The sequence below is a fragment of the Bombilactobacillus sp. ESL1097 genome, from assembly GCF_058107205.1.
In genome coordinates this window covers 573,508-599,689 of record NZ_JBYLUB010000002.1, presented here as the reverse complement: position 1 = coordinate 599,689, position 26,182 = coordinate 573,508, and the positions used below count along the sequence as shown (strand labels likewise).

Sequence of the window (26,182 nt, the reverse complement as noted above, 5' to 3'; positions counted from 1 at the left end):
AATTATTATTTTACCACAAAATTCACAATTTTTTGCGGAACCACAATGGTTTTTACAATCTTTTTATCAGCAATAAATGATTGTGTCTTTTCATCAGCTAATGCTCTTTGTTCTAAATCAGCTTTGGAAATATCAACTGGCACCGTAATCTTATTTCTTAACTTACCATTAACTTGCAAAATAACTTCGACTTCAGCACTAACTAGATCTTCTTCATTGTAAGTTGGCCATTGAGCATAAGTGATGGATTCATCATGACCTAATTTTTGCCAAATTTCTTCAGCAATATGCGGTACGATTGGGGCTAACATTTTAATTAAACCTTCAGCGTAATCCTTTGGAAACTGATCTTGCTTTTGCACAGCGTTGACAAAAGTCATCATTTGCGAAATTGCCGTATTAAATTGTAACTTTTCATAATGATCACTAACTTGTTTCACAGTTTCACTATAAATCTTTTTCAAATCAGCATTCGGCTGCTCGGTAATAAAATCAGTCCGCAAAGTGTTGTCATCATCTGCATTAATATATAAGCGCCAAACCCGCTCTAAGAAACGATAAGAACCAGCTAAGCCATCTTCACTCCAAGAAATGGAAGCATCTAACGGTCCCATAAACATTTCGTAAAGACGTAACGTATCAGCACCATATTCATCGACAACATCATCAGGATTAATAACGTTGCCTTTGGACTTCGACATTTTTTCGTGATTATTACCCAAAATCATTCCTTGATTAAATAATTTTTGGAACGGTTCTGGTGTCGGTACAACACCTAAATCGTATAAGAACTTATGCCAAAATCTTGCATACAGTAAATGCAGCACAGCATGTTCGGCTCCACCGACGTATAAATCAACGGGCATCCACTGTTTTAATTTTTCATAATCAGCGATTGCTTCATCATTATGTGGATCTACATAACGCAAGAAATACCAAGAACTACCAGCCCATTGTGGCATTGTATTGGTTTCCCGCCGACCTTTGCGGCCATTTTTATCAACCACATTGACCCAGTCAGTCAAGTTAGCCAACGGACTTTCAATCGTACCTGAAGGTTTAATATCATGTTCTGCTGGCAAACGTAATGGTAATTCATCTTCAGGAACTAAACTCGTGGTTCCATCTTCCCAATGAATAATTGGAATGGGTTCACCCCAGTAACGTTGCCGTGAAAAGACCCAATCTCGCAAGCGGTAATTAACTTTCTTTTGGCCAACCTGATGATCTTCTAACCACGCCAAAACCTTATCAATTGCCTGCTGTTTATTTAAACCATTTAAAAACTCCGAATTAATATGTTCACCATCACCTGTATAAGCATGATCACTGACATCACCACCCGCAATGACTGCTTTAATTGGTAAGTCAAACATTTTAGCAAATTCGAAATCTCGGTCATCATGTGCTGGAACAGCCATGATAGCACCCGTCCCGTAGCTAGCCAAGACATAATCAGAGATCCAAATTGGTAACCGATCGCCATTAATCGGATTAATAGCGTAAGCGCCTGTGAAAGCACCTGTTTTTTCAGTATTTAAATCGGTCCGATCCAGATCACTCTTTTTAGCAGTTGTTTCCTGATATTGTTGAACTTGTGCTTTTTGTTGTGGGGTAGTAATTTGATCCACTAGTTCATGCTCTGGAGCCATGACTACATAAGTAGCGCCAAATAACGTATCTGGCCGTGTCGTAAAGACATTAAATGTTAAATCATGATCGGCAATCTCAAACTTAACTTCAGCACCGACTGACCGGCCAATCCAATTGCGCTGCATTTCCTTAATATTTTCGGGCCAATCGATTAAATCTAAATCATCCAATAAACGATCCGCATAAGCCGTAATTTTGAGCATCCATTGTCGCATTGGCTTACGGTAAACTGGAAAACCACCACGTTCAGTTTTGCCGTTGACAATCTCCTCATTAGCGACTACTGTACCTAAATCCGGACTCCAATTAACAGGAACTTTGGCTTCATAAGCTAACCCTCGTTTATACAATTGTTCAAAGATCCACTGTGTCCATTTATAATAATTGGGATCAGTAGTATTAATTTCGCGCTCCCAATCGTAAGAAAAACCTAGCGAATTAATCTGCCGCTTAAATGTATCAATATTTTGTTGCGTAAAATCAATGGGATTATGTCCAGTTTTCAGCGCATATTGTTCAGCGGGTAAGCCAAATGCATCCCACCCCATGGGATGTAAGACATTATAGCCTTGCATCCGCTTCATCCGGGCAATAATATCGGTCGCGGTATATCCTTCTGGATGCCCAACATGTAATCCTTTACCGGATGGATAAGGAAACATGTCTAACGCGTAAAAGTTTTTCTTATTTGGATCTTCTGTTGTTTTAAACGTCTTATGTTCGGCCCAATAGGCTTGCCATTTTTTTTCAATAACGTTGTGATTATAACCCATAATTACCCTCCTACAAAAAAAGTCCCATTGCTCTTGCAATAGGACGAAATTTACCCGCGGTACCACCTAAGTTTTATATATTAACTATATAACTCTCAAGTATTTAACGATACCCCGTGACTACTTACTATTAGTTCAGTAATCAAACTCCAAAGATGAGTTCATTAAAAAATATCTGTGAAATCACACTAACCTTCCACTCTCTGATAATCAATTTTTCAATTACTATTCCTTTGGTAAAAACTAATCTGACGCATATTATAAATAAAAATCACGCTAATTGCAACTAGTCTGACGAATTTTCAGTTGCAGCTTCCTGTGGCGAAACTTGAATTGAATTATCAGTAGCTTGGGTTGACTTAGTATTAGAAACTGCTTTAGCCTGCACAACTGGTGCTTTTTTAATAACAGCAGCTGGATCAGCATGATCTCCACTAGGAATTGTCCGTGAAAAATCAGTTTCATTTTTTGCATCCTTAGGCCGATTGCTTGGTTTAGTACTAGGAGCTTGCAATATTTCCTTGTTGGTATTAATTAATTCATTCAGGGAATTATTAACAATAACCGGTAAAGCCGGCGTTTGTGTTTCGCTAGTAGCTGAAGCATCAGCTGCTGGATTTTGAAATTTATTTCTCACAATTACCGGGGCTTGTTGATTTTGATAAGTATTCCTTGTAGAATTATGGTTCACATCATTTGTGACTAAACTAACATTATTGACTACAATGTCATTGACACTTGGTTTAGTAGCATCAACTGGTTGATCAAACCGCGTTAGATTATACTTTTCAATCAAACTGTTCAATTTATCGGCATATGATGTATCCGTGGCATAACGCCCCGTTAAAAAGCTAGTAGCATCTTTATAGGAACTAGTTTTACTACGCCAAGCTCCAGAATACATGCCATTATCGCGCAGTAAACGAACGTAGTCTTCTAAGGACTCACGATAGGAGGGATACTTGCGAAAATTAGCTTGAATACCGTACAAATTACCACTGCCATCATCTTCTTGCGTGGCCATATTAACCGCTGATCCTTGAAAACTGCCTTTAACGCCAAACAAGTTATAATTAGGTGCCTGGGCTAAAGTACTTGTTCCCCAACCGCTTTCTAAGAGTGCTTGGGCTAACATAACTGAAGCATAAAGATCATTATTATTGGCTAACTTTTGCGCCGATAAACCCAAATAATTTAAAAATGTTTGATCCCCATATCCGGACGATGTGACCACATTTTCTAAGTTATCAGCATCATTGACGTTAATTGTCACTTGATCAAAACTATCAGCATAACTTGTCACACTACTATGCTTTAAAGCATTTAATGCAGTTAAACAACTTAGGCAACTAATTGCAACTAGTTTAACTGATCTTCTTAAATGTTTTTTCATCAAACAGACCCCCTTTATTTGCGACTGGGATAAAAATATACTAAGGTCTTTGTCCCAATCTCATTTATTAGTTAAACTTCCCACTACTTCAAGCTAATTATAGTCACCAATGAACTTAATCAATGCCCTTTCCGGTAAGATTTACCAAAAAATTAATTATTTTTTAGGAGATTATTAATGAAATTATCAAAACTATTACTTTTTCTTAGCATTTTCTTTATCTCTTGTTTTTTAATTTTGACAATGATGTTATTTCATCATCAGCCAGCATTACGGCACTGTGATTTCTGGTTTTTTCAACACTTAGCTTTTTTGAGTGAACATAATCGAACCTTCTTCAAATACATTACCACTATTGGCGCGCCTAAAGTCGTCTTTAGTCTAACTATCCTTATTAGCTTCATTTTAAAGAATCAACGCCAACGATTTTTTCTGCTTAGTAACGTAATAAGTAATTTATTATTAAACCAAGTTTTAAAAGCGCTCATTCACAGACCTCGTCCCAACTTAAATCATCTCGTCCAAGCAACTGGCTTTAGTTTTCCTAGCGGTCATGCTATGGCTACCACTGCTTTAATTGGGAGTTTAATTCTCATCTATTACCAAACTACGAAAAAAAAGCAATTACCATTTTTTTTAATGGTAATTGCCCTCATCATTATTATCAGTCGTCCCATTTTACACGTTCATTATTTTTCTGACGTTTTAGCAGGTACCTGTTTAGCTAGTGGAATTACTCTGCTGATTTACCTTGGCTTTTTTGAAAATCCTTTAACAAATAATCACTATGGTCAAAGAAATTGAGAATAACTGCCACAATTAAAATGATAATTCCCACTACAAAAATCCAGTGCAAGCCTTCATAAACAATTTGTCTAGCTGGTGCTAAATATTGTTTTGCTAACAAATGCGCAGTCGAAGAATTAATCATTTGATCCAACATTTTAAAAGTTAAACCTGAATGTTGTTGTACTCCTTGTGCCATTTTTAGGTTCATCACAATTCCAAAGACGGAAACCATCAAGGTTTGCCCCAAATTACGAGCTAACGTATTGAAACTGGTGGCCGTTCCCACTTCATCTGCTGTGACTACACTTTGCGAAGTAACCGTGGAAGTTGTAATCGACAAACCAAAACCAAAACCAACCACCGCAGAGATAATTAGAAAAATGCCAAAGGCCGTTTTTAACGGTAACAACAGATAACACCCACAGCCAACCACTAGAAAGCTAAGTGCAAATAACGTAATTTTATGCGGTGGATATTTAGCAATCATTTTACCAGAAATATAAGAACCAAATAACCAAACTACCGAACTAGGTGTAACCACAAAGCCCCCCATCGACGGCTTCAGTCCCAAAACGCTCTGCATCCAAATTGGCAAATAAGCGTCAAAACCAATCAAAAAACCAGAAATTAATAGAATCGACACATTTTGTACAACAAAAGTACGATTTCTAAATAATTTTAACGGCAAAATTGGATCTGCTTTTCGCCGTTCGACCTTCACAAATACAAAAACACCTAATACGGCTGCTACTAACAAAATTAAACTGATTAGCCAAGCATGGGCATTATTTAAGTTCTGTAGTCCGAGCATTAAACAAACTAAGACGAACGTTAATAAGATAATACCTTGAAAATCAACCGGCTCACGCACAGCTTGACTGCGCTTAGGTTCGTGCAAAAATAATTGAATCAAGAGAATTGTAATTAAACCAATGGGAATATTAATGGCAAAGACCCAATGCCAAGACAGTTGTTCAACAATAAAACCACCTAACAAAGGCGCCACAATTGAGGCAATTCCCCAGGCAGATCCATTTAAGCCAATCATATTGGCCCTTTTTTCTAACGGATAAATATCAGCTAAAACGGTATACGTCAACGGCTGAATTGCCCCAGCACCTAGTCCTTGTAAAACCCGTGACAAAATTAGTTGCAACATAGAATGCGAAATACAACATAAAAAAGAACCCAAGACAAAAATTAATAAGCCAATATTTAATAAAATTTTACGACCATAGCGATCAGATAATTTACCATAAATCGGCGTCGTGACCGCGCTCATTAATAAATAGATTGAAAAGACCCAATTCATTAATTTCAAGCCATGTAAATCACTAATAATTGTCGGCATCGCCGTCGAAACAATCGTTCCTTCGACGGCTGTCATGAAAGTTGCTACAAAGACTGCAACCGTGACCCACTTAACGTTTGTTTTTTTTACTGTTGAATTCACAATATCCCTACTTTTGAATAGCTTGCTGAATCGCTGTAACTTTGTCTAATTGTTCCCATGGCAATTGCACATCAGTGCGCCCAAAATGGCCATAAGCAGCCGTTTGCTTATAAATTGGCCGCTTTAGATCTAACATCTCGATAATCCCGGCTGGTCTTAAATCAAAGACTTCCCGAATAGCTTGCACAATTTGCGAATCACTATAATCACTTGTATTAAAGGTATTAACATTAATAGAAACTGGACGTGCTACCCCGATCGCATAAGCTAATTGAATTTCAATTTGATCAGCGACCCCAGCAGCAACTAAATTCTTAGCCACATAACGTGCCGCATAACTAGCCGAACGATCAACCTTAGTCGCATCTTTGCCAGAGAAGGCTCCACCACCATGATGAGCAAAACCACCATAGGTATCGACAATAATTTTACGACCAGTTAATCCAGTATCACTACTTGGACCACCTAAAACGAAGCGTCCAGTTGGATTAATAAAGAATTTAGTTTCAGCATCCAATAGTTCAGCCGGAATAACTTGTTTAATCACTTTCTCAATCACATCTTGCCGTAAATCAGCTAACTTGACATCTGGATCATGCTGCGTACTTAAAACAACTGTATCAACCCGTAAAGCCTTCCAGTTATCATCATATTCGACAGTAACTTGCGCCTTTGAATCTGGGCGTAAATAAGTCAATTCATGTTGTTTGCGGACCTGAGTCACCTTATAAACCAACTTGTGAGCCAAGATAATCGGCAAAGGCATAAACTCTGGTGTTTCATTGGTAGCATAACCAAACATCAAGCCTTGATCGCCAGCACCAATTTGATCTAGCGGATCAGTATCGTTGTCTGAATCTCTTTTTTCTAAGGCGTCATCCACCCCTTGCGCAATATCAGGCGATTGTTGATCAACCGCAATAATCACGGCACAAGTATCAGCATCAAAACCGTAAGCCGAATCCGTATAGCCAATTTCACGAATCGTTTGACGTACAATAGCTTGCATATCAACGTAAGCGGTCGTTGATATTTCGCCAGCAACCAAAACTAATCCAGTGGTCACTGTGGTCTCACAAGCAACCCGTGCTTGCGGATCCTTAGCTAAAATAGCATCCAAAATAGCATCACTAATTTGATCAGCTATTTTATCTGGATGTCCTTCTGAAACAGATTCCGATGTAAAGAAATGACGTTCTTTTTCCATAAAAATATTTCCCCCTTGAATTTAGGTTACAGGTAAGCTAAATAGCCCCATCGGGAATTTAGTTAACTAAAATATGTTATCACATATTTAAAAACATTAATACTTAATTATTTATAAACATAATCACGAGTCATTGGCAAGCCAGTTCCAGAAGGACCCTTAGTTAACAGATATTGCACAACATCAATATGTCCGGAAGCGAAGGAAGCAGCACAAGCTTGTAAATACAAATCCCACATGCGACTAAAACGTTCGTCCATCATCTCAATGACTTCTGGTAATTTAACTTGGAAATTATGATCCCAAATTTCAAGGGTTTTTTGATAATGTCTACGTAACATTTCAGTATCAGCAATTTGCAATCCGGAACCAATAATATTTTGAATATTTTCTGTTAAGCCGGGAATGTACCCACCTGGGAAAATCCACTTATCAATCCAGCCATTGGAACCACCATGTTGTGTTTGCATCGTAATTCCGTGAATCAACGCTTTACCATTGTCAACTAAGAAATCACTAACATCTTGGAAATAACCTGGCAAGTTTTCCTCACCTACATGTTCAAACATGCCCACAGAAACAATGTAATCCCACTGACGGCCCTTCAGTTCACGGTAGTCCGTCAATAAGATTTCTGCGCGATCTTGCAGACCTAATTTTTCAATCTGTGCAGTCACATACTTATACTGTTCTTCACTTAAAGTAATGCCCGTAACCTTTAAATCATATTTTTGTGCAGCAGTCAGCATTAAAGTACCCCAGCCACAACCAATATCTAATAACGTTTTGCCTGGTTGAGGATCTAACTTTTTCAAAATATGATTAACTTTATTCAACTGTGCAGTTTTTAAATCATCATCTTCATGTTCAAAATACGCACAAGAATAAGTTAGCGTCTCATCTAACCAAAGTTTATAAAAGTCATTACCAATATCGTAATGATCTTGAACATATTCTTGGTTTTTACTCTCTGAATGTTGACGATTGGAAACAAATTGTTTAAATTTTTTATTGTATAAAAAGCTATCTTTACTTTGATAAGCGGCTAAAATTAAATCTTCGATACTGCCATCGATTTCAATTTTCTTATCCATATACGCTTCACCTAAAGCAATTGAAGCGTTAGCTGCAATCTCTTTAATTGGAATAGCTTCATGAATAGTAATATGAATTTGGGGATCACCAGTACCATAAGTTTCAGTCTTACCATCCCAATAGGTTACCTTAAGAGGAATATTAAACGAATTTTTTAATAACTCTTTATAAAAAGTTTTTTCTAACATAGATTATTGACCTCATTTCTCAATCCAATAGTCCTACATTACACCATTAGCTAATAATCTTCAAATTTAGTAAAATTAAACTAGTCTTCATAAAGGAGTTCAGCAATGAAACTAATCAATTCCGCAACTAATCTCATAAGTTTGTTAATTTATCCGATGATTTTAACTTTAAAATACCCCACCAACTATGATCACAATAGTATGGTGTCGTTAATCTTAACAATTCTGATTGTTGTTTATAGTAATATTTTCCACCCCTTAAAAGCCAATAAATATTTCAATCTTATTTATTTCGTATTCAGTCTGGCAATTGCTTATTTGTTAAAATTGCAATCGTACCCTCACTACCTCTTTATTCTTTGGTTATGCGAATTACTAATTTGCTTATTTATTGCTAATAATTCTGTTTCAACTTTTATCTGGAATTTTTTTCTGCCAATTTTTAGTAGTATTGTCATTGTTTTTCCAATACTTCATTTTTTATCCGCCCAAATTATTTTAAATATTATTTTAATTAATTTCTTTACTTTATTGACTACACTAACTAACAACTCGCACCAGATTTTTATCGGTGGGTTTTGTATTGGAGTAGTTTTATTGGGATTATATTTACTACATTATTTAACCAACTTAGCAGTTGTGAGCTATTTAGGTTGCTTTTTAATAATTTTAATAGTTAAATACCTGTTCCATTTGAAACTAAGTGATTATCAATTAGATATTGTGCGAGGAATTTTTAGTTTTTTAAATTACTTCATTTAAATTTTAATGCTAAAATATTTGCGAAAGTAAAAGTACAGTCTGGCTGGTAATCCAGACCTAATTTTAATAATTAGCAGTAACTAAACCACTCGCAAACAAGAAGCTAACGCTAAAGGAAAAATTCCCTTATAAAAGCAAAGATAACAAAATAGTCTAGCTTATCAACATAAACCTGAATTAAAAATGACACTTCTAATTAGGAAGTGCCATTTTTGATTGTATACATTTTTTAATGGTCCAAGTGACAATATGTAAAAACATATGACCACTCCCAAACCAACAACAACGGATCATACTTATGATTTTCAATAGCATTAACAGTTTGCCGTATAACATTAGCTAATTCAGCTAACTGCGCCTGTGAATAACGCTGTTTTTTTAAAATTGGCAATCTTATTTTCCATATTGTATTCCACTTCATAATGTCAAATAACTTTAACACTTTTAGTCAAACCTAGTATAAACACAAAAAAAGCATTAATTAATTATCAATGCTTTACCAAGATATTAAAAATGGAAGATACAGGGCTCGAACCTGTGACCCTCTGCTTGTAAGGCAGACGCTCTCCCAACTGAGCTAATCTTCCAAAAATGACCCGTACGGGATTTGAACCCATGTTACCGCCGTGAAAGGGCGGTGTCTTAACCACTTGACCAACGGGTCAGAACAAATATTTATTTATAAAATAAAATGGAAGATACAGGGCTCGAACCTGTGACCCTCTGCTTGTAAGGCAGACGCTCTCCCAACTGAGCTAATCTTCCAAAAATGACCCGTACGGGATTTGAACCCATGTTACCGCCGTGAAAGGGCGGTGTCTTAACCACTTGACCAACGGGTCAGCTAAAAGCTAACGGAGAGTAAGGGATTTGAACCCTTGATACAGGTAAAAGCCCGTATACATGATTTCCAATCATGCTCCTTCAGCCACTCGGACAACTCTCCAAATAAAAACTCCGGTTGTCAGACTCGAACTGACGACACCCTGATTAACAGTCAGATGCTCTACCAACTGAGCTAAACCGGAATAAGAGCAGCATGGCAACGACCTATCCTCGCAGGTAGTTTCCCACCAACTACTTTCGGCGCTGAGAAGCTTAACTTCTGTGTTCGGCATGATTCCAGGTGTTTCCTCCTCGCTATCGCCACCACACTTACTCTCTTCTTACCTTCTGAAAGAACCTTAGTCCTCTCAAAACTGAATATTATGTTCTTACTCGACACCCTTGGTTAAGCCCTCGACCGATTAGTATTGCTCAGCTCCATGTATCACTACACTTCCACTCGCAACCTATCTACCTCATCTTCTTTGAGGGGTCTTACTTCATTACTGAATGGGAAATCTCATCTTGAGGTGGGTTTCACACTTAGATGCTTTCAGCGTTTATCCCTTCCATACTTAGCTACCCAGCTATGCCTTTGGCAAGACAACTGGTACACCAGTGGTATGTCCATCCCGGTCCTCTCGTACTAAGGACAGATCCTCTCAAATTTCCTACGCCCGCGACGGATAGGGACCGAACTGTCTCACGACGTTCTGAACCCAGCTCGCGTACCGCTTTAATGGGCGAACAGCCCAACCCTTGGGACCGACTACAGCCCCAGGATGCGATGAGCCGACATCGAGGTGCCAAACCTCCCCGTCGATGTGAACTCTTGGGGGAGATAAGCCTGTTATCCCCAGGGTAGCTTTTGTCCGTTGAGCGATGGCCCTTCCATACGGTGCCACCGGATCATTAAGCCCGACTTTCGTCCCTGCTCGACTTGTCTGTCTCGCAGTCAAGCTCCCTTCTACCTTTACACTCTACGAATGATTTCCAACCATTCTGAGGGAACCTTTGGGCGCCTCCGTTACTGTTTAGGAGGCGACCGCCCCAGTCAAACTGCCCACCTGACACTGTCTCCCGCCGTGCTTCAACGGCGCGGGTTAGAGCTTTCATATAACAAGGGTAGTATCCCACCAGCGCCTCCTTCGATACTAGCGTACCGATCTCTACGGCTCCTACCTATCCTGTACATGTTACACAAAAACTCAATATCAAGCTACAGTAAAGCTCCATGGGGTCTTTCCGTCCTGTCGCGGGTAACCTGCATCTTCACGGGTATTATAATTTCACCGAGTCTATCGTTGAGACAGTGCCCAAATCATTACGCCTTTCGTGCGGGTCGGAACTTACCCGACAAGGAATTTCGCTACCTTAGGACCGTTATAGTTACGGCCGCCGTTTACTGGGGCTTCAATTCTGGGCTTCGACCGAAGTCTAACTCATCCTCTTAACCTTCCAGCACCGGGCAGGCGTCAGCCCCTATACGTCATCTTACGATTTTGCAGAGACCTGTGTTTTTGATAAACAGTTGTTTGGGCCTTTTCACTGCGGCTGGCTCTTACACCAGCACCCCTTCTTCCAAAGTTACGGGGCTATTTTGCCGAGTTCCTTAACGATAGTTCTCTCGCTCACCTTAGGATTCTCTCCTTGACTACCTGTGTCGGTTTGCGGTACGGGTATTCAGTGTCTCACTAGAAGCTTTTCTCGGCAGTGTGACTATTGTGCTTCGCTACTTTAATTTCGCTCCCTATCACAACTCATCCTTCGCGGTTATAAGCATTTGACTCATATCCAGACTCGCTGCTTAGACATGCTTTTCCAGCTGCATGCTCACAATTCATCTCCTGCGTCCCTCCATCGTTCAAACAACACTGAACAGTACAGGAATCTCAACCTGTTTTCCATCGATTACGCCTCTCGGCCTCATCTTAGGTCCCGACTAACCCTGGGCGGACGAGCCTTCCCCAGGAAACCTTAGTCATCCGGTGGACCAGATTCTCACTGGTCTTTCGCTACTCATACCGGCATTCTCACTTCTAAGCTCTCCACCAGTCCTCTCGATCTGGCTTCTTCGTGCTTACAACGCTCTCCTACCACGTACATCTTTCGATGCACATCCACAGTTTCGGTACCATACTTAGCCCCGGTACATTTTCGGCGCAGAACCACTCGACTAGTGAGCTATTACGCACTCTTTAAATGAGTTGCTGCTTCTAAGCCAACATCCTAGTTGTCTGTGCAGTTCCACTTCCTTTTCCACTTAGTATGGATTTTGGGACCTTAACTGGTGATCTGGGCTGTTCCCCTTTCGACGATGGATCTTATCACTCACCGTCTGACTCCCGGAGAAAGATCTTTGGCATTCGGAGTTTATCTGAATTCAGTAACCCATGTTGGGCCCCTAGTCCAAACAGTGCTCTACCTCCAAGATCCTCTTCTCCGAGGCTAGCCCTAAAGCTATTTCGGAGAGAACCAGCTATCTCCAAGTTCGTTTGGAATTTCACCGCTACCCACACCTCATCCCCGCAATTTTCAACTTACGTGGGTTCGGTCCTCCAGTGCGTTTTACCGCACCTTCAACCTGGACATGGGTAGGTCACTTGGTTTCGGGTCTACGACTACGTACTCTCTTTCGCCCTATTCAGACTCGCTTTCGCTTCGGCTCCGTCTTCTCAACTTAACCTCGCACGCAATCGTAACTCGCCGGTTCATTCTACAAAAGGCACGCCATCACTCTTTAACGAGCTCTGACTACTTGTAGGCACACGGTTTCAGGATCTATTTCACTCCCCTTCCGGGGTGCTTTTCACCTTTCCCTCACGGTACTTGTTCTCTATCGGTCACTAGGGAGTATTTAGCCTTGGGAGATGGTCCTCCCTGCTTCCGACGGGGTTTCACGTGCCCCGCCGTACTCAGGATACTGGTAGAGTGTCTCTGATTTCGCCTACTAGACTATCACTATCTCTGGTTCAGCTTCCCAACTGATTCAGCTATCTTCGACTATCTCACGTCCCAGTCCTACAACCCCAAAGAGCATGCTCTCTGGTTTGGGCTCTTTCCGTTTCGCTCGCCGCTACTCAGGAAATCGATTTTTCTTTCTCTTCCTATGGCTACTTAGATGTTTCAGTTCACCACGTCTTCCTCACTTACAACTTTCGTCGCAGTGTGACTAAGCTTTACCTTAGCCGGGTTCCCCCATTCGGATATCTCCGGATCTTCGTTTACTTACAACTCCCCGGAGCATTTCGCTGTTCGTTGCGTCCTTCTTCGGCTCCTAGTACCTAGGCATCCACCGTGCGCCCTTATTATCTTAACCTTACTTATTACTTCTTACTTTCGAATCTCTCGATTCTCGGTGTCTTTCTTCTCATAATATTCAGTTTTCAAAGTACTAATGTCCTTGACAGTTTCCTGTCAATGGAGGTTAACGGGATCGAACCGATGACCTCCTGCTTGCAAAGCAGGTGCTCTCCCAGCTGAGCTAAACCCCCGTACTATTTCTATGGGCCTAAATGGACTTGAACCATCGACCTCACGCTTATCAGGCGTGCGCTCTAACCAGCTGAGCTATAGGCCCGATTTTCTTTCGCGCTTGTCTCTTGGTGCCCTGAGAGTAGACCTCTCAAAACTAAACAAAGTTTCTTGCCAACTGCTTTCCGTTTATTTTTCCTTAGAAAGGAGGTGATCCAGCCGCAGGTTCTCCTACGGCTACCTTGTTACGACTTCACCCTAATCATTTGTCCTACCTTAGACGGCTAGCTCCCCGAAGGGTTACCCCACCGGCTTTGGGTATTACAAACTCTCATGGTGTGACGGGCGGTGTGTACAAGGCCCGAGAACGTATTCACCGTGGCATGCTGATCCACGATTACTAGCGATTCCAACTTCATACAGGCGAGTTGCAGCCTGCAATCCGAACTGAGAATGGTTTTTAGAGTTCTGCTTGCCCTCACGAGTTCGCTTCTCGTTGTACCATCCATTGTAGCACGTGTGTAGCCCAGGTCATAAGGGGCATGATGATTTGACGTCGTCCCCACCTTCCTCCGGTTTGTCACCGGCAGTCTCACTAGAGTGCCCAACTTAATGCTGGCAACTAGTAACAAGGGTTGCGCTCGTTGCGGGACTTAACCCAACATCTCACGACACGAGCTGACGACAACCATGCACCACCTGTCTTCCTGTCCCCGAAGGGAACCCTGTATCTCTACAGCTTTCAGGAGATGTCAAGACCTGGTAAGGTTCTTCGCGTTGCTTCGAATTAAACCACATGCTCCACCGCTTGTGCGGGCCCCCGTCAATTCCTTTGAGTTTCAACCTTGCGGTCGTACTCCCCAGGCGGAGTGCTTAATGCGTTAGCTGCAGCACTGAGAGGCGGAAACCTCCCAACACTTAGCACTCATCGTTTACGGCATGGACTACCAGGGTATCTAATCCTGTTCGCTACCCATGCTTTCGAGCCTCAGCGTCAGTTACAGACCAGAGAGCCGCCTTCGCCACTGGTGTTCTTCCATATATCTACGCATTTCACCGCTACACATGGAGTTCCACTCTCCTCTTCTGCACTCAAGTTTGACAGTTTCCGATGCACTTCCTCAGTTAAGCTGAGGGCTTTCACATTCAGACTTTTCAAACCGCCTGCGCTCCCTTTACGCCCAATAAATCCGGACAACGCTTGCCACCTACGTATTACCGCGGCTGCTGGCACGTAGTTAGCCGTGACTTTCTGGTTGAATACCGTCACTACTTGAGCAGTTACTCTCAAGCACGTTCTTCTTCAACAACAGGATTTTACGATCCGAAAACCTTCTTCATCCACGCGGCGTTGCTCCATCAGACTTTCGTCCATTGTGGAAGATTCCCTACTGCTGCCTCCCGTAGGAGTTTGGGCCGTGTCTCAGTCCCAATGTGGCCGATTACCCTCTCAGGTCGGCTACGTATCATCGCCTTGGTGGGCCTTTACCTCACCAACTAGCTAATACGCCGCAGGTCCATCCTTTAGTGACAGCCGAAACCGTCTTTCATTCCTTAATCATGTGATTAAGCACTTTATGCGGTATTAGCAACTGTTTCCAATTGTTATCCCCCGCTAAAGGGCAGGTTACCTACGTGTTACTCACCCATCCGCCGCTCGCGTCCATATCTTCCTACCCGAAGGTATTCCGTTACTTCTGCTCGCTCGACTTGCATGTATTAGGCACGCCGCCAGCGTTCGTCCTGAGCCAGGATCAAACTCTCATTTTTTGTTAGTTTGTTGACTCAGACTTAGAACTCTAACGTTCTTTGTCTTCTTTATTACTTTTAAATTGACAGGTTCTTTTTCAAGAACCCAGCACTTGGCTTTTAAAGAAACTTTGTTCAGTTTTCAAAGATCTACTTAACTTTTTGTTGATTACCACTTGATTAAGCGGCTCATTTAGTTTATCATCTTATCATGAGCTTGTCAACTGTTTTTTTTATTTGCTTAACAGTGACGCGCATGACTCATTGACAACAGAAAATATATTATCAACTTTTTTACCCTTTTGCAACCCCTTTTTGACATTTTTTGCAAATTCCTTGGATATTTAATTCGATTTTTTCTATTTCAAACCCTGAATCCTTGATTAACCGCCGTTTTAAAGATTCATAATCATGATAATTAATATCGTAAACTTGCCCACAAATTCGGCAAATTGCATGAAAATGTTCTTGGTGATAATAATCAAAATGAATTGACCTATCATCATAGGTCAATTCATTAATTGGAGTTATTTTAGACAAAAACTTGAGATTATTATAGACAGTAGCAATACTAACATTGGAAGTGACCTCATCTTTGAGATCGTTATAAACCATTTCCGCTGTAGGATGATTTTGATGGGTCATCATATATTTCAAAATAAGCAATCTCTGTTCAGTCATCCTTACTTTGTGTTGCCTTAGGTCTTGAACTTGTTCCTGAAATTCTTCTTCAAATTGATCAGTATCCAAACTTAGCCACTCCTTTCTTAATTAGCTAGCTCTGGAGCGTCTGTGTGATAGAGATTCATTAATGATTTATTATTATTCTTATATTCCAAGCTAGACTTATCTTTTTTATTCTGAGCCTTTAATTTCTTTAAGGATTTCTTTTTAGAATAATTAAAATCTTTTTTATTTACTTTGTCAAACCCCTTTGGTGTGTAGAACCTCAGCAGATCACCAGTAATAATCTTATCCGACAATGATAATTCAGTTGCTACTTTATTAGACATAGCATCAACACGACTTTTTTGTTCTGGGGTCAAGTCTTTTGCCGCTTTACCATTCTTAGTATAGTAGTAAGCACCGTTGACCTTTGTAAATTCTGGGGATACAAAGTCTCCGTTCCGAAAGGCAACTAATTGTGGATGTTTATTCGACAATAAATCAGAACCAAATTGAATATTATTACGATTATTAACACCCAATAAATTCAAAATTGTTGGTAATGCATCGATTTCACCGCCGTACGTGTGATTAACTCCACCTTGTAAGCCATTCATATGAATCATAAATGGTACCCGTTGAAATTGGGCATTATCAAAATCGTTAAATTTGTCCTTACCCAATAACTTAGCAACAGCCTTCTTATGATTACCTGAAATACCGTAGTGATCTCCATAAAAGACTACCATACTGTTTTTATCTAAGCCTGTAGCTTTCAACCAATTCATAAATTCACCAATTGATTGATCTAAATAATGTGCTGTTTGTACATAACCATCAACAGTTTTATCACCGGTATTAGTTTTAGAAATGGTCTGATTCTTTTTATCTAACAAATACGGATAGTGGTTCGTAACGGTAATCACTTTAGCATAAAAAGGTTGCGGCAACTGTTGGATATAACTAGCAGTATCCTTCATAAAGATCTTATCTTTCATGCCATAACCAACATTATAATTTTTCTTTTGCTTATAGTAATTGGAGCTAAAGAAATAGTTATACCCCCAGGATTTATAAGTGTTATCGCGATTCCAAAAACTAGGTACATCGCCATGAAAAGATGCGGTTGTATAACCATGCTGATCTAAAATAGCTGGCGCAGCTTGAAAGGTATTCGATGTACCGTCAGTTACCATCGCTGCCCCTTCAGGCAAGCCAAATAAAGAATTTTCCATCATCATTTCGGCATCTGCAGTCTTACCTTGTCCTACTTGATTAAAGAAATTATCAAAACTCAAAGTATTACTTTCATGATAAATCTTATTCAAATTGGGAGTAACTTCTTGATTATCCCATTTAAAATCTAATAAAAATTGTTGGAAACTTTCTAAATGAATCACAAAAACATTTTTACCCTTAGCTACTCCGGTATATTGCACATTCGGAGCAACATAATTGTTACTCATATAGTTCTTAACTGTCTTCATATCAGAACTATCAGCACTAGCTTTGACTGCGCTAGTTTTCGCAGCTTTGACTGTATCATAAACCGAATAAGCATTTAAGCCTAAATATTTCACAATATAATTATTATCAAACGTCCGGGTTAATAAGCCTGAACGATCCTGTTGCGCCAAAGTTAAGTTAATCCCAAAGCTAACAATAGCAATACCTGTAATGGTCAAAGGGATTTTCGTAGTTAACTTTTGAATATCTATTTTCACAACTTTAAAAGCTAACAAAATAATTAATACTAAAACATCTGCAAAAGCTAAAAAGTCAGTTGGTCTAATAATTCCTACAATACTGGTACCCAGATTATTCGAAACAGAACTAGAACCCTTAATTAACGTCAAAGTTAAAAAATCCGAAAATTCTCGATAATATAAAATATTAGCAAAGAGCCAAGTTGACGTAATTAGATCAATAATCATCATGTAAATGTATGATTTACGCCCTTTCAAATAAAGCGCAATTCCTAATAATAAAATGGTTGTTGGAATAGGATTTAAGAATAACAAAAACGCCTGCATGCTCGTCTTGATTCCTAAATTAAACTTATTCAAACAAATCAAATAAGTTTTAATCCAACACAAAACCACCGCTAAAGTAAAAAAGCCTAGCTTAGTGTTGAAAGTTTTTGCTAATTTTTTTCCGAAGTTCTTCATTCTGAAATCTTTCCTCCACGTACCGAATACTGAGTACGTTCATTAATTGGTTTAAATGCAATGGCAATAATTCCTAAAAACATGCCTAAATAATAAGTTATAAAGCGCCAAATAAACATGCCTAAAACCAGTTGACTTGGCAAGCTAATGTACTGTGAGAATAAAGTGCGAAAACTATATTCAGCGCCACCTGTACCACCCGGAATAGGAAAAATGGATGTGATCATGACAATCATTACTTGTGTAATTAAAACGTTAATGATATTAACATGTTGCACGTGTAAAGCCAACAAAGTGAAATAAACCACTAAATAATAAAAAATTAATTGAATAAAAGTCAAAACAGCTGCTTTACAAACTTTTCGCCGTTCTTTTTTTAAAATTAAACTTTCTTGGTAAAAATTGTCAATTTTATTAAGCACCTTAGTTGTCCAATGCTGTACTTTGGTTGTATTAACAAACAAACCGACAAATTTCATGATTAATAATGTTACTTGGCGCGTAAAACGATAATAAAACATAATCATTAATAATACACCAATTGTCACAACGTGTAACAAAAAACCACAAACAATCAAGATAGCTAATCCGGCAAAATGGTGCGCAATTTGGTCAAATTGAAAAAGCATTGCAATGATAAAGTTAATTAAAACAATCGTTTGATATATAACAAATTTCATTAATAGAACTGAACTACCACGGCCTACCTCGACCCCTGATTGAACTAAAGAAACGATTTGTGCGGGTTGTCCACCCGAAGAAAAAGGTGTAATCGCGTTAAATAAAGCTTGGATCCAAGGAATTCTTAAAATATTCCACCAATGATGTAACTCATCATCACGATTCTGCAACAAAACTTTTAAAACTAAAGCCTCAAAAAAGAACGAACAAAACATTGATCCAAAAGCGATCAGTAGCCACCACCAATTGATAGTGGTTGCTTGATGCAACAATGATTGCAAGTTAGTTTTATGAATTTCAAAAGCAAAGATTCCCCCGCCAATCGCGAGCATTACTAACATTGCTCCAAAATTTTTACGATTCATTAATCGTTCCTCATCTGTTGAAATTGGTTTAAATAAAAATCATGCCAAATTCGGCTCAAATGTTCTTGTGAATAATAATGAGCAGCACTAATCGCTTTTTGTGCTAAAGTCGCTAATTGTTCTGGATCATGTTGCAATTCTCGTAAAGCTTGATTCATGGCTGCATAGTCCTGAGCTGGACGATATTTATCAGCAATAATTGCTTGGTAAAGTTCCAAATCACGCAACATTACTGGTGTGCCTGTATTAAAGGCTTCTAGCACCGACATTGGGAACAATTCATCATACGAAGGTAATAAAAATAAATCAGCCGCATTTAAATATTCATTTAATTGCGTACGCGGAATAATATCTGTAAAAGTTAAATTTTTTGGTGCTTGGCGAATCATCTGTTTATAACGGTCATAGCCGTCAGTAATTGCGCCAAACGAAAAACCACCGGCCCAAATAAATTGGACATCAGGATTTTCCACCGCTAAGCGATAAAAATCATCAATACCTTTACGTTTTTGCACTTGACCATCGCCAAAAACCATGAAATCAGTTGGAGCCAAACCCAATTGAGCCCGAACTTGATTCCGTTTTTTGTCAGAAAACCGGTAAAATTCCATGTTCGAGACAAAATTTGGAATATACGTCACTTTTTGCGGGTCAATCCCATGTTGTGCTAACTTAGGAATAAAACTCGGATTAACCACAATCAAATGATCCATGCGTTGATAGAATGAAATAATATATTTGCTAACTAGCCCTTGCGCCATTTTAGGAATTCGCAAACTACCTTGTAGTGTTTCTGGCAAAAAATGAACATAGCCAATTTTTCGGCCGCGATTTTTCATAAAAGTAGAAGCATAAAACTGCGGATCAACGGTATGATAGTGACTAATATCGCTGGTGTGGACAAAGTCATTGACATTTATTTGAAAATCTTGACTTAAAGAAGTGTTTAATAATTGCATCAACTCAGTATAAGCACTGCCAACTCCTTGACCTGCTACTTTTTGTGATGACGAAAACATCGTGATTTTAATCATCGTAATATTGACCGTCCTTTAATGGCTCATTAGCTAATTTTTTACGTAAAAAATATTTATAAGCATCTTGATAAAAGTTTAAGACTTGATCACCAAATAAATCGGCTGAAATTTCATGTAATTTTTTCTTTCGTGGTTCCGGATCATCAAAAGCTCTTGGATGATCCAAGTATTGTAACACTAAATTAGCGAACTGTTTGGGATCTTCATAAGTGACTCCAAGTGCTGGATCATCAAGTAAATTATCAGTGTAAGGACTCGAACGCACCACACACTTTAAACCAGAAGCTAATGCCTCAATAAATGTTAAGCCCTGTGATTCCGTATCACTAGCGGAAACAAACAAATCTGCCATTTGATAATATGGCGCCACGTGATCATGATCAACTTCACCAGTAAATAAAACGTGTTGTTGTAAATTTAACTGTTGAACCTGTTGGACTAAATCAGATTTATCAGGGCCACCACCAACAATGACTAAAATTAGTTCGGGATAATATTTAATTAATTGTGGTAACTGTTGAATTAATAATTCAATCTTTTTTTCATTGGCAATACGACTGAGCGTCAATAAAATAGGATGCCGATCAGTTAGTTGCCAACGTTGTAGCAACGGTTGTGGGTCAAGTTGCTGAGTAAAAGCCGACAAATCAACTCCGGTCGGAATAATTTGCATCGGCGTTTTAATACCGTAACCGCGTAAAGTATCATAAACGCGTTGACTAGGCGCAATCACACCAGACATTCCGGAAATAAATAACTTGGACATTTGCTTAACGTGTGCTGGCTTTAATAAATGGCCATTCAAAACATAGTGCAAGTAATCTTCATACATCGTGTGATACGTATGCACACACGGAATTTTTAAACTATGCGCGACAAACTTACCAATCAGTCCCAATGAAAATTCCGTTTGCGTATGCACAATATCTAAATCTAATTCTTTTGCCAATTTTAATGCATGAAACATTCCACGATACGCAATACGCCGATCGGTAAACGAAATAAACGGAATACTGCCTAAACGAAAAATATTAGGTTCCACAGTATTTTTAGCAACATGCGGATCAGAGGTTGTAAAAATATAAACTGTATCTCCCTTACGTTCTAAGTCATTCTTTAAAGTTTGAATAGACGTTGCTACACCACTAACTTGGGGGAAATAAGTATCCGTAAATATCCCAATATTCATTATTTCATACTCCCTTAAATCAGGTTGATATGCCTAATTATAACAAAATAAGTCGCCAAAACATATTATCGTAATAAAAAAAGCAGTTTTTCAACTGCTTTAGGAAAGCAACTTTTTAAATTGCCGATTTTTCCATAAAATGGAAAACAAAATATATCCAATCAATACTGCAATAAACTCACCAATAAAAATATATACTATCGTTAAAAATAATGGTGCCTTCGTCATAATGTTGAGTTCCAAACCCACAATCACACCGTTAACAATGCCAGCAATCACGGGGACCCAATAGCCTTTGTGAAGATGAATTATTAATAAGAAAGTTAGTAACGACGCAAAAGTTCCGACAAAAATATCCACCGCCGCCGTCGGGCTAAATAAATTAGTAATAAAACAGCCTAAGGTTAAGCCGGGAATAAACTTTTTATTGTAAAAAGGTAACATGACCAAAACTTCTGAGATGCGTAGTTGAATATTGCCGTAGGCTAAAGAATTTAAAGGTGGGGTAATGGTCAATACCACATAAATTGCTGCCATTAGCGCATTTAAAATCCAATCATGAGTTGAAAACTCTGCAAAATATTTTTTCAAAATAAATCCTCCATCATCTTTGTTTAAAGACAGGTTTTCCTGGAGTTCTCCAAACTGTCTCAAATTTTTTTATAACAAATCACGCTCTTGTAACTTATTATCAATTAACTGTAAAACTTTTTTGCGATCTTCTTCGTTTTCAACAAAGTCATATTGATCACAACTAATCTTCATTTTAGGACTATAATGATAATCCTCGTACCACCGATCATAGCGTCCTAACAAATTATGATAATAATCAATTAGTGAAGGGTCATTCTCAGGTTGTTCATAAGAACGCCCCCGCTTTTTAATATGCTCCAACATTTTCTCATAAGAAACATCCAAATGTACTAATAAATCAGGCGCTTTTTTATGAGCAGCATATGGCAACTCTTCCATCATATTATCTAATAATTCATCATAAACTTGAACTTCTTGTTTAGTAGCTCGTCCCATATCGGCATTGATATGGAAGAATAAAGAGTCTTCATAAATTGAACGGTCTAAAACATTGTTATCATCAGACAAAGCTCGCTTAATAGAAGCAAAACGCTTGTTTAAAAAATAAATTTGTAATAAAAATGCATACTTTTTAGGATCATCATAAAACAAGGGTAAGACGGGATTATCATCAACTTGTTCATAAAAAGCTTGTGTTCCTAAATGCTCTGAAACAAGCGTTGCTAGGCTACTTTTACCTGCCCCAATCATACCACTTAAAACTATCATCATGTTTGCCCTCCTTAAAAAATCCTTATCTATAATAGCACATACCCCACACATATTGTAGCTCAACTTTGGGTTACTACTAAATCTAGTAGTTGTCAACAATTAACTAATCTCTATGAGAGCAATAAAAAAGCTAGCCTCCGTAAATTACTATTTTAGTTTTCACGGAGGCTAGCCTGTTTAATCAATCAAAATAATTTAAGCATCCAATCCCATTTCTTTTTGAACAACACTCGCGATTTGGTTGCCAAAACGTTGGGCATCTTCTCTAGTAGCAGCTTCAATCATTACCCGGAGTAAAGCTTCAGTCCCACTAGGGCGAACTAAAACTCGACCATCACCATTCATTTCCTTTTCAACTGTATCAATGGCCTCTTGAATGGCAGGATAATTTTGCCAATCATTTTTATTTTGCACTTTCACATTAATTAATACTTGTGGATAAGTTTTTACTGGCGCTGCTAGTTGCGACAATTGTTGACCAGTTTGTTTAACAACGTTTAACAACTGAATACCGGTTAACATCCCATCACCCGTGTTATGCAAATCAAAAATGATCACATGACCTGATTGTTCGCCACCTAAGTTATAGCCATTCTGAACCATTTCAGCAGCCACATGGCGATCACCAACATCCGTTTGAACGGACTTCATACCGTTCGCTTCAATAGCTTTGTATAAGCCCAAATTACTCATCACTGTAGTAACAATAGTATCCTTTTTCAAACGACCGTGGGCTTTAAAATAGTTGCCCAGAATAAACATAATTTTATCACCGTCAACAATATTCCCCTTTTCATCAACAGCAATACAGCGGTCACCGTCACCATCAAAAGCTAATCCGACTTGCGCCCCCTGCTTAACCACTTCTCGCGCTAATTTTTCCGGATGCGTAGAACCAACACCATTATTAATATTAACCCCATCAGGATTAGTAGCAATCGTGGTAAAATCGACGTTCAAATCTGCAAATAACTTGCTGACTAATTGACTAGTTGAACCGTTAGCACCATCTAACACCACTTTTACTCCTGATAAATCATCAGAAATACTCTGCCGTAAGAACTCTAAGTATTTCAAAGAGCCTTCCTTATAGTCCTCCAAAGTACCAATGCCTTCAGCTGAAGGCCGCGGTAAAGAATCTTCTGGTTGATCCAAGAAGTGTTCAATTTCTTCTTCAGTAGCATCCTTGAGCTTATAACCATCTGGACCAAAAAATTTGATACCATTATCGCTGGCTGGGTTATGTGACGCCGAGATCATAATGCCGGCATCAGCTCCTTGGACTTTAACTAAGTAAGCCACTGCTGGAGTCGTAATCACTCCTAAATTTAAAACTTCAATCCCGACCGATAATAATCCGGAAATTAATGCTGTTTCTAACATTTGTCCCGATTTACGAGTATCACGTGCCACCAAAACTACTGCTCGATCTTCGTCACTATCTTTTTGTTGGGACAATACAAACCCACCAGCACGTCCCAAGCGAAAAGCTAGCTCCGGTGTTAATTCTTTATTCGCAATACCGCGGACACCATCAGTACCAAAATATTTAACCATTTTTATCCTCTTATTCTAATTATTTATTGAAGCTGGATTAACTGTTGAAGATTGATCATCACCAGTTTTTAAATAGACCTTAATAGTTCGTGGACTCGAATCTATAATATCAGATTTTACTTGATTAATTGTAACAACTTTTGATTTTTTAGTTCCCATCTTAGAAACGTCGATTGGAATTTCTAATTCATTAAGATTATCCAATACTGTTTTCTTAGCATAAACGCGTACTGCAGCGACATCCGAAGTGATGTGATAATTTTTATTTTCGGGTAGATTTTTTGGTACAAATTTTAAGTTTACTTTTTTACTCGGTAAACTGACAGGAACTTTAACCCGGGTAGTCTGTGGAGTTAACAGGACTGATAACGTGCGCCCTTGAGCATCTAACGCTTGCAATAAAACTTCTTGATGAAAATCAGTTGATGTACCATGAGGTAACTTAGCATGTGCCACCACTTGACTAATTCGCTGAACTTCACTGCGCGCACCAACGACTTGAACCACCTGCGGATCCACACTAGCATCGCCACCGATATAACCCGGAGCAATTTGCTTCGCATTATATTTAGCTTGAATCGGAAATACTTGTTGAGCCTTCGGCTCAATATCAACTTCGACATAATGCGGCTTGATAGAGTATTTTAGATCGCGATTTAAACCACTTTGATGAATTAAAACACGATGATGACCTACACTTAAATTGTGCAGATTAATATACACCGTAAAATTATGTGTGTTCTTGGTCGCCGTAACTAGGGCTGAGGGGCCCTCCAATTTGACGCGTACTTGTTTAGGATAACCAGTAATAAAATAATTTTCCGCATCGGAATTTACCTGTAATTTCATATTAAAGGTAACAGTTTTGTTAGCATTAACCACATTGCCAGCAGTTACTCCATTTCGGGTACTGCCAATACTAGGCAAGGAGACGCTCCAGTACAGCCATAACGCTACCAAAAAGGATAATAACAAATAAAAATATTTAGAATCAATGAATTTGCGCCACTTTTTCATTAGTTATTTCCTTTCTGGAAATGTGCCAAAAATTTCTTAAAAATTGAATTGGATTGTGGCGTTGTGGGAGCTAATTGGGCCCGTAAATAGTTCAAGTAATCATCCCGGCTAAGATCTAACATCATATGGTTTTTATGCGTAATCATCACCCCACCAGTTTCCTCCGAAACCACAATCGTCAAAGCATCAGTTACTTCACTAATCCCCACGGCCGCTCGGTGCCTAGTGCCTAATTTTTTCGGAATGGCATTACTTTCCGACAACGGCAAATATGCTGCAGCAACTTCAATTTTATTTTGATTGATGATAACTGCACCGTCATGTAAAGGCGTATTAGGAATAAAAATATTAATTAATAACTCGCCGGTCACATCAGCGTCCAGCTTAATTCCAGTCTCTACATATTCTTCTAAGCCGGTATTCATTTTTAACGTAATTAAAGCCCCAATTCGGCGTTTGGACATATACTGAATTGCTTTATCCAAGGCATCAATTAAATTATTACTTAAATCTTTTTGTTCGTCACGCATGGAAAAAAACAATGGCGAACGGCCCAATTTTTCTAAGCCGCGACGAATCTCTGGAGTAAAAATAATGATAACTGCTATGACTGACCAATTAAAAATTTGATCTGTCAAATAGGCAATCGTCCGTAAATTAAAGAACCAACTGACTAGTTTAATGATCAAAATGATAAATAGTCCCTTTAATAGCTGAATGGCCTTAGTGCCCCGAATCATCATTAATAATTTATAAACTAAAAACCACACAAATAAAATATCAATAACATTTGTTAAAGAATTTAACGTAAAAAGATGGCTTAACCAATTTTGCAC

17 protein-coding genes, 8 tRNA genes, 3 rRNA genes and 1 other annotated feature are annotated in these 26,182 nt (G+C 38.9%); of the genes, 1 reads left to right on the top strand and 27 read right to left on the bottom strand.

Annotated elements, in window-relative coordinates; all coding sequences use genetic code 11:
* Positions 1 to 5: 5 nt before the first annotated feature.
* Together leuS and AC3B6D_RS06835 are read right to left on the bottom strand one after the other, a co-directional pair.
* Positions 6 to 2,426, bottom strand: coding sequence for a leucine--tRNA ligase (gene leuS / locus AC3B6D_RS06840; protein ID WP_489757727.1), 2,421 nt, complete (start codon positions 2,424 to 2,426; stop codon positions 6 to 8).
* Positions 2,427 to 2,462: 36 nt separating this feature from the next.
* Positions 2,463 to 2,670: a binding site (T-box leader), on the bottom strand.
* 42 nt (positions 2,671 to 2,712) lie between these two features.
* Positions 2,713 to 3,819 (bottom strand): glucosaminidase domain-containing protein, encoded by a 1,107-nt coding sequence (locus AC3B6D_RS06835; RefSeq protein ID WP_489775245.1) that lies wholly within the window; start codon positions 3,817 to 3,819, stop codon positions 2,713 to 2,715.
* Positions 3,820 to 3,996: 177 nt separating this feature from the next.
* Here AC3B6D_RS06835 and AC3B6D_RS06830 point away from each other — a divergent pair, with 177 nt between their 5' ends.
* Positions 3,997 to 4,623: a phosphatase PAP2 family protein gene (locus tag AC3B6D_RS06830; protein WP_489775244.1), complete on the top strand. Its 627-nt coding sequence runs from the start codon at positions 3,997 to 3,999 to the stop codon at positions 4,621 to 4,623.
* On the opposite strand, the gene AC3B6D_RS06825 is transcribed toward AC3B6D_RS06830, so the two are convergent.
* The 25 genes from AC3B6D_RS06825 to cdaA form a co-directional block, all read right to left on the bottom strand.
* Complete coding sequence (locus tag AC3B6D_RS06825) at positions 4,553 to 6,061, bottom strand: MDR family MFS transporter (RefSeq protein ID WP_489775243.1); 1,509 nt, start codon at positions 6,059 to 6,061, stop codon at positions 4,553 to 4,555. The two genes, AC3B6D_RS06830 and AC3B6D_RS06825, sit on opposite strands and share 71 nt — an antisense overlap.
* 7 nt (positions 6,062 to 6,068) lie before the next feature.
* Positions 6,069 to 7,268 (bottom strand): methionine adenosyltransferase, encoded by a 1,200-nt coding sequence (gene metK, locus AC3B6D_RS06820; RefSeq protein WP_489769650.1) that lies wholly within the window; start codon positions 7,266 to 7,268, stop codon positions 6,069 to 6,071.
* Positions 7,269 to 7,375: 107 nt separating this feature from the next.
* A complete protein-coding gene (locus AC3B6D_RS06815; protein ID WP_489775242.1) occupies positions 7,376 to 8,551 on the bottom strand; it encodes a class I SAM-dependent methyltransferase in 1,176 nt (391 codons plus the stop codon).
* A 991-nt stretch (positions 8,552 to 9,542) separates the two neighbouring features.
* Complete coding sequence (locus tag AC3B6D_RS06810; RefSeq protein ID WP_489775241.1) at positions 9,543 to 9,704, bottom strand: helix-turn-helix transcriptional regulator; 162 nt, start codon at positions 9,702 to 9,704, stop codon at positions 9,543 to 9,545.
* Positions 9,705 to 9,827: 123 nt separating this feature from the next.
* Positions 9,828 to 9,900: transfer RNA gene (locus AC3B6D_RS06805), tRNA-Val, on the bottom strand.
* 5 nt (positions 9,901 to 9,905) lie between these two features.
* Positions 9,906 to 9,977 (bottom strand) — tRNA-Glu (locus tag AC3B6D_RS06800).
* Positions 9,978 to 10,005: 28 nt separating this feature from the next.
* Positions 10,006 to 10,078: transfer RNA gene (locus AC3B6D_RS06795), tRNA-Val, on the bottom strand.
* Between the two features lie 5 nt (positions 10,079 to 10,083).
* Positions 10,084 to 10,155: transfer RNA gene (locus tag AC3B6D_RS06790), tRNA-Glu, on the bottom strand.
* Positions 10,156 to 10,168: 13 nt separating this feature from the next.
* Positions 10,169 to 10,259, bottom strand: a tRNA-Ser gene (locus AC3B6D_RS06785).
* Between the two features lie 9 nt (positions 10,260 to 10,268).
* A tRNA-Asn gene (locus tag AC3B6D_RS06780) sits at positions 10,269 to 10,341 on the bottom strand.
* Between the two features lie 9 nt (positions 10,342 to 10,350).
* Positions 10,351 to 10,467, bottom strand: a 5S ribosomal RNA gene (gene rrf / locus AC3B6D_RS06775).
* 73 nt (positions 10,468 to 10,540) lie between these two features.
* Positions 10,541 to 13,457: ribosomal RNA gene (locus tag AC3B6D_RS06770) — 23S ribosomal RNA — on the bottom strand.
* Between the two features lie 102 nt (positions 13,458 to 13,559).
* Positions 13,560 to 13,632: transfer RNA gene (locus tag AC3B6D_RS06765), tRNA-Ala, on the bottom strand.
* Positions 13,633 to 13,644: 12 nt separating this feature from the next.
* Positions 13,645 to 13,718, bottom strand: a tRNA-Ile gene (locus AC3B6D_RS06760).
* A 97-nt stretch (positions 13,719 to 13,815) separates the two neighbouring features.
* Positions 13,816 to 15,382 (bottom strand): 16S ribosomal RNA (locus AC3B6D_RS06755).
* Together the 16S, 23S and 5S rRNA genes with 8 tRNA genes alongside form the textbook arrangement of a ribosomal RNA operon.
* Positions 15,383 to 15,655: 273 nt before the next feature.
* On the bottom strand, positions 15,656 to 16,111 hold the full coding sequence (locus AC3B6D_RS06750) for a Fur family transcriptional regulator (protein ID WP_489758315.1): 456 nt from the start codon (positions 16,109 to 16,111) through the stop codon (positions 15,656 to 15,658).
* A 17-nt stretch (positions 16,112 to 16,128) separates the two neighbouring features.
* Complete coding sequence (locus tag AC3B6D_RS06745) at positions 16,129 to 18,195, bottom strand: LTA synthase family protein (protein WP_489758314.1); 2,067 nt, start codon at positions 18,193 to 18,195, stop codon at positions 16,129 to 16,131.
* The gene (locus AC3B6D_RS06740) at positions 18,192 to 19,241 is read right to left on the bottom strand and encodes a lysylphosphatidylglycerol synthase transmembrane domain-containing protein (protein ID WP_489769648.1); all 1,050 of its coding nucleotides are present in this window, start codon (positions 19,239 to 19,241) and stop codon (positions 18,192 to 18,194) included. Before AC3B6D_RS06740 ends, AC3B6D_RS06745 begins: the two co-directional genes overlap by 4 nt.
* Entirely contained in the window at positions 19,241 to 20,275 is a 1,035-nt protein-coding gene (locus AC3B6D_RS06735; RefSeq protein ID WP_489758312.1) for a glycosyltransferase family 4 protein, read from the bottom strand. The genes AC3B6D_RS06740 and AC3B6D_RS06735 overlap by 1 nt, the downstream gene beginning before the upstream one ends.
* Entirely contained in the window at positions 20,268 to 21,467 is a 1,200-nt protein-coding gene (locus tag AC3B6D_RS06730) for a glycosyltransferase family 4 protein (RefSeq protein ID WP_489775240.1), read from the bottom strand. Before AC3B6D_RS06730 ends, AC3B6D_RS06735 begins: the two co-directional genes overlap by 8 nt.
* Before the next feature lie 99 nt (positions 21,468 to 21,566).
* Positions 21,567 to 22,058: a QueT transporter family protein gene (locus AC3B6D_RS06725; RefSeq protein WP_489758310.1), complete on the bottom strand. Its 492-nt coding sequence runs from the start codon at positions 22,056 to 22,058 to the stop codon at positions 21,567 to 21,569.
* A gap of 69 nt (positions 22,059 to 22,127) precedes the next feature.
* Positions 22,128 to 22,769: a deoxynucleoside kinase gene (locus AC3B6D_RS06720; protein ID WP_489758320.1), complete on the bottom strand. Its 642-nt coding sequence runs from the start codon at positions 22,767 to 22,769 to the stop codon at positions 22,128 to 22,130.
* 198 nt (positions 22,770 to 22,967) lie between these two features.
* Entirely contained in the window at positions 22,968 to 24,329 is a 1,362-nt protein-coding gene (glmM, locus tag AC3B6D_RS06715) for a phosphoglucosamine mutase (RefSeq protein ID WP_489758309.1), read from the bottom strand.
* Between the two features lie 15 nt (positions 24,330 to 24,344).
* The gene (locus AC3B6D_RS06710; RefSeq protein WP_489775239.1) at positions 24,345 to 25,346 is read right to left on the bottom strand and encodes a CdaR family protein; all 1,002 of its coding nucleotides are present in this window, start codon (positions 25,344 to 25,346) and stop codon (positions 24,345 to 24,347) included.
* Positions 25,346 to 26,182 carry a diadenylate cyclase CdaA gene (gene cdaA, locus AC3B6D_RS06705; protein WP_489758307.1) on the bottom strand — a complete coding sequence of 279 codons (837 nt, stop codon included), beginning with the start codon at positions 26,180 to 26,182 and terminating at the stop codon, positions 25,346 to 25,348. The genes AC3B6D_RS06710 and cdaA overlap by 1 nt, the downstream gene beginning before the upstream one ends.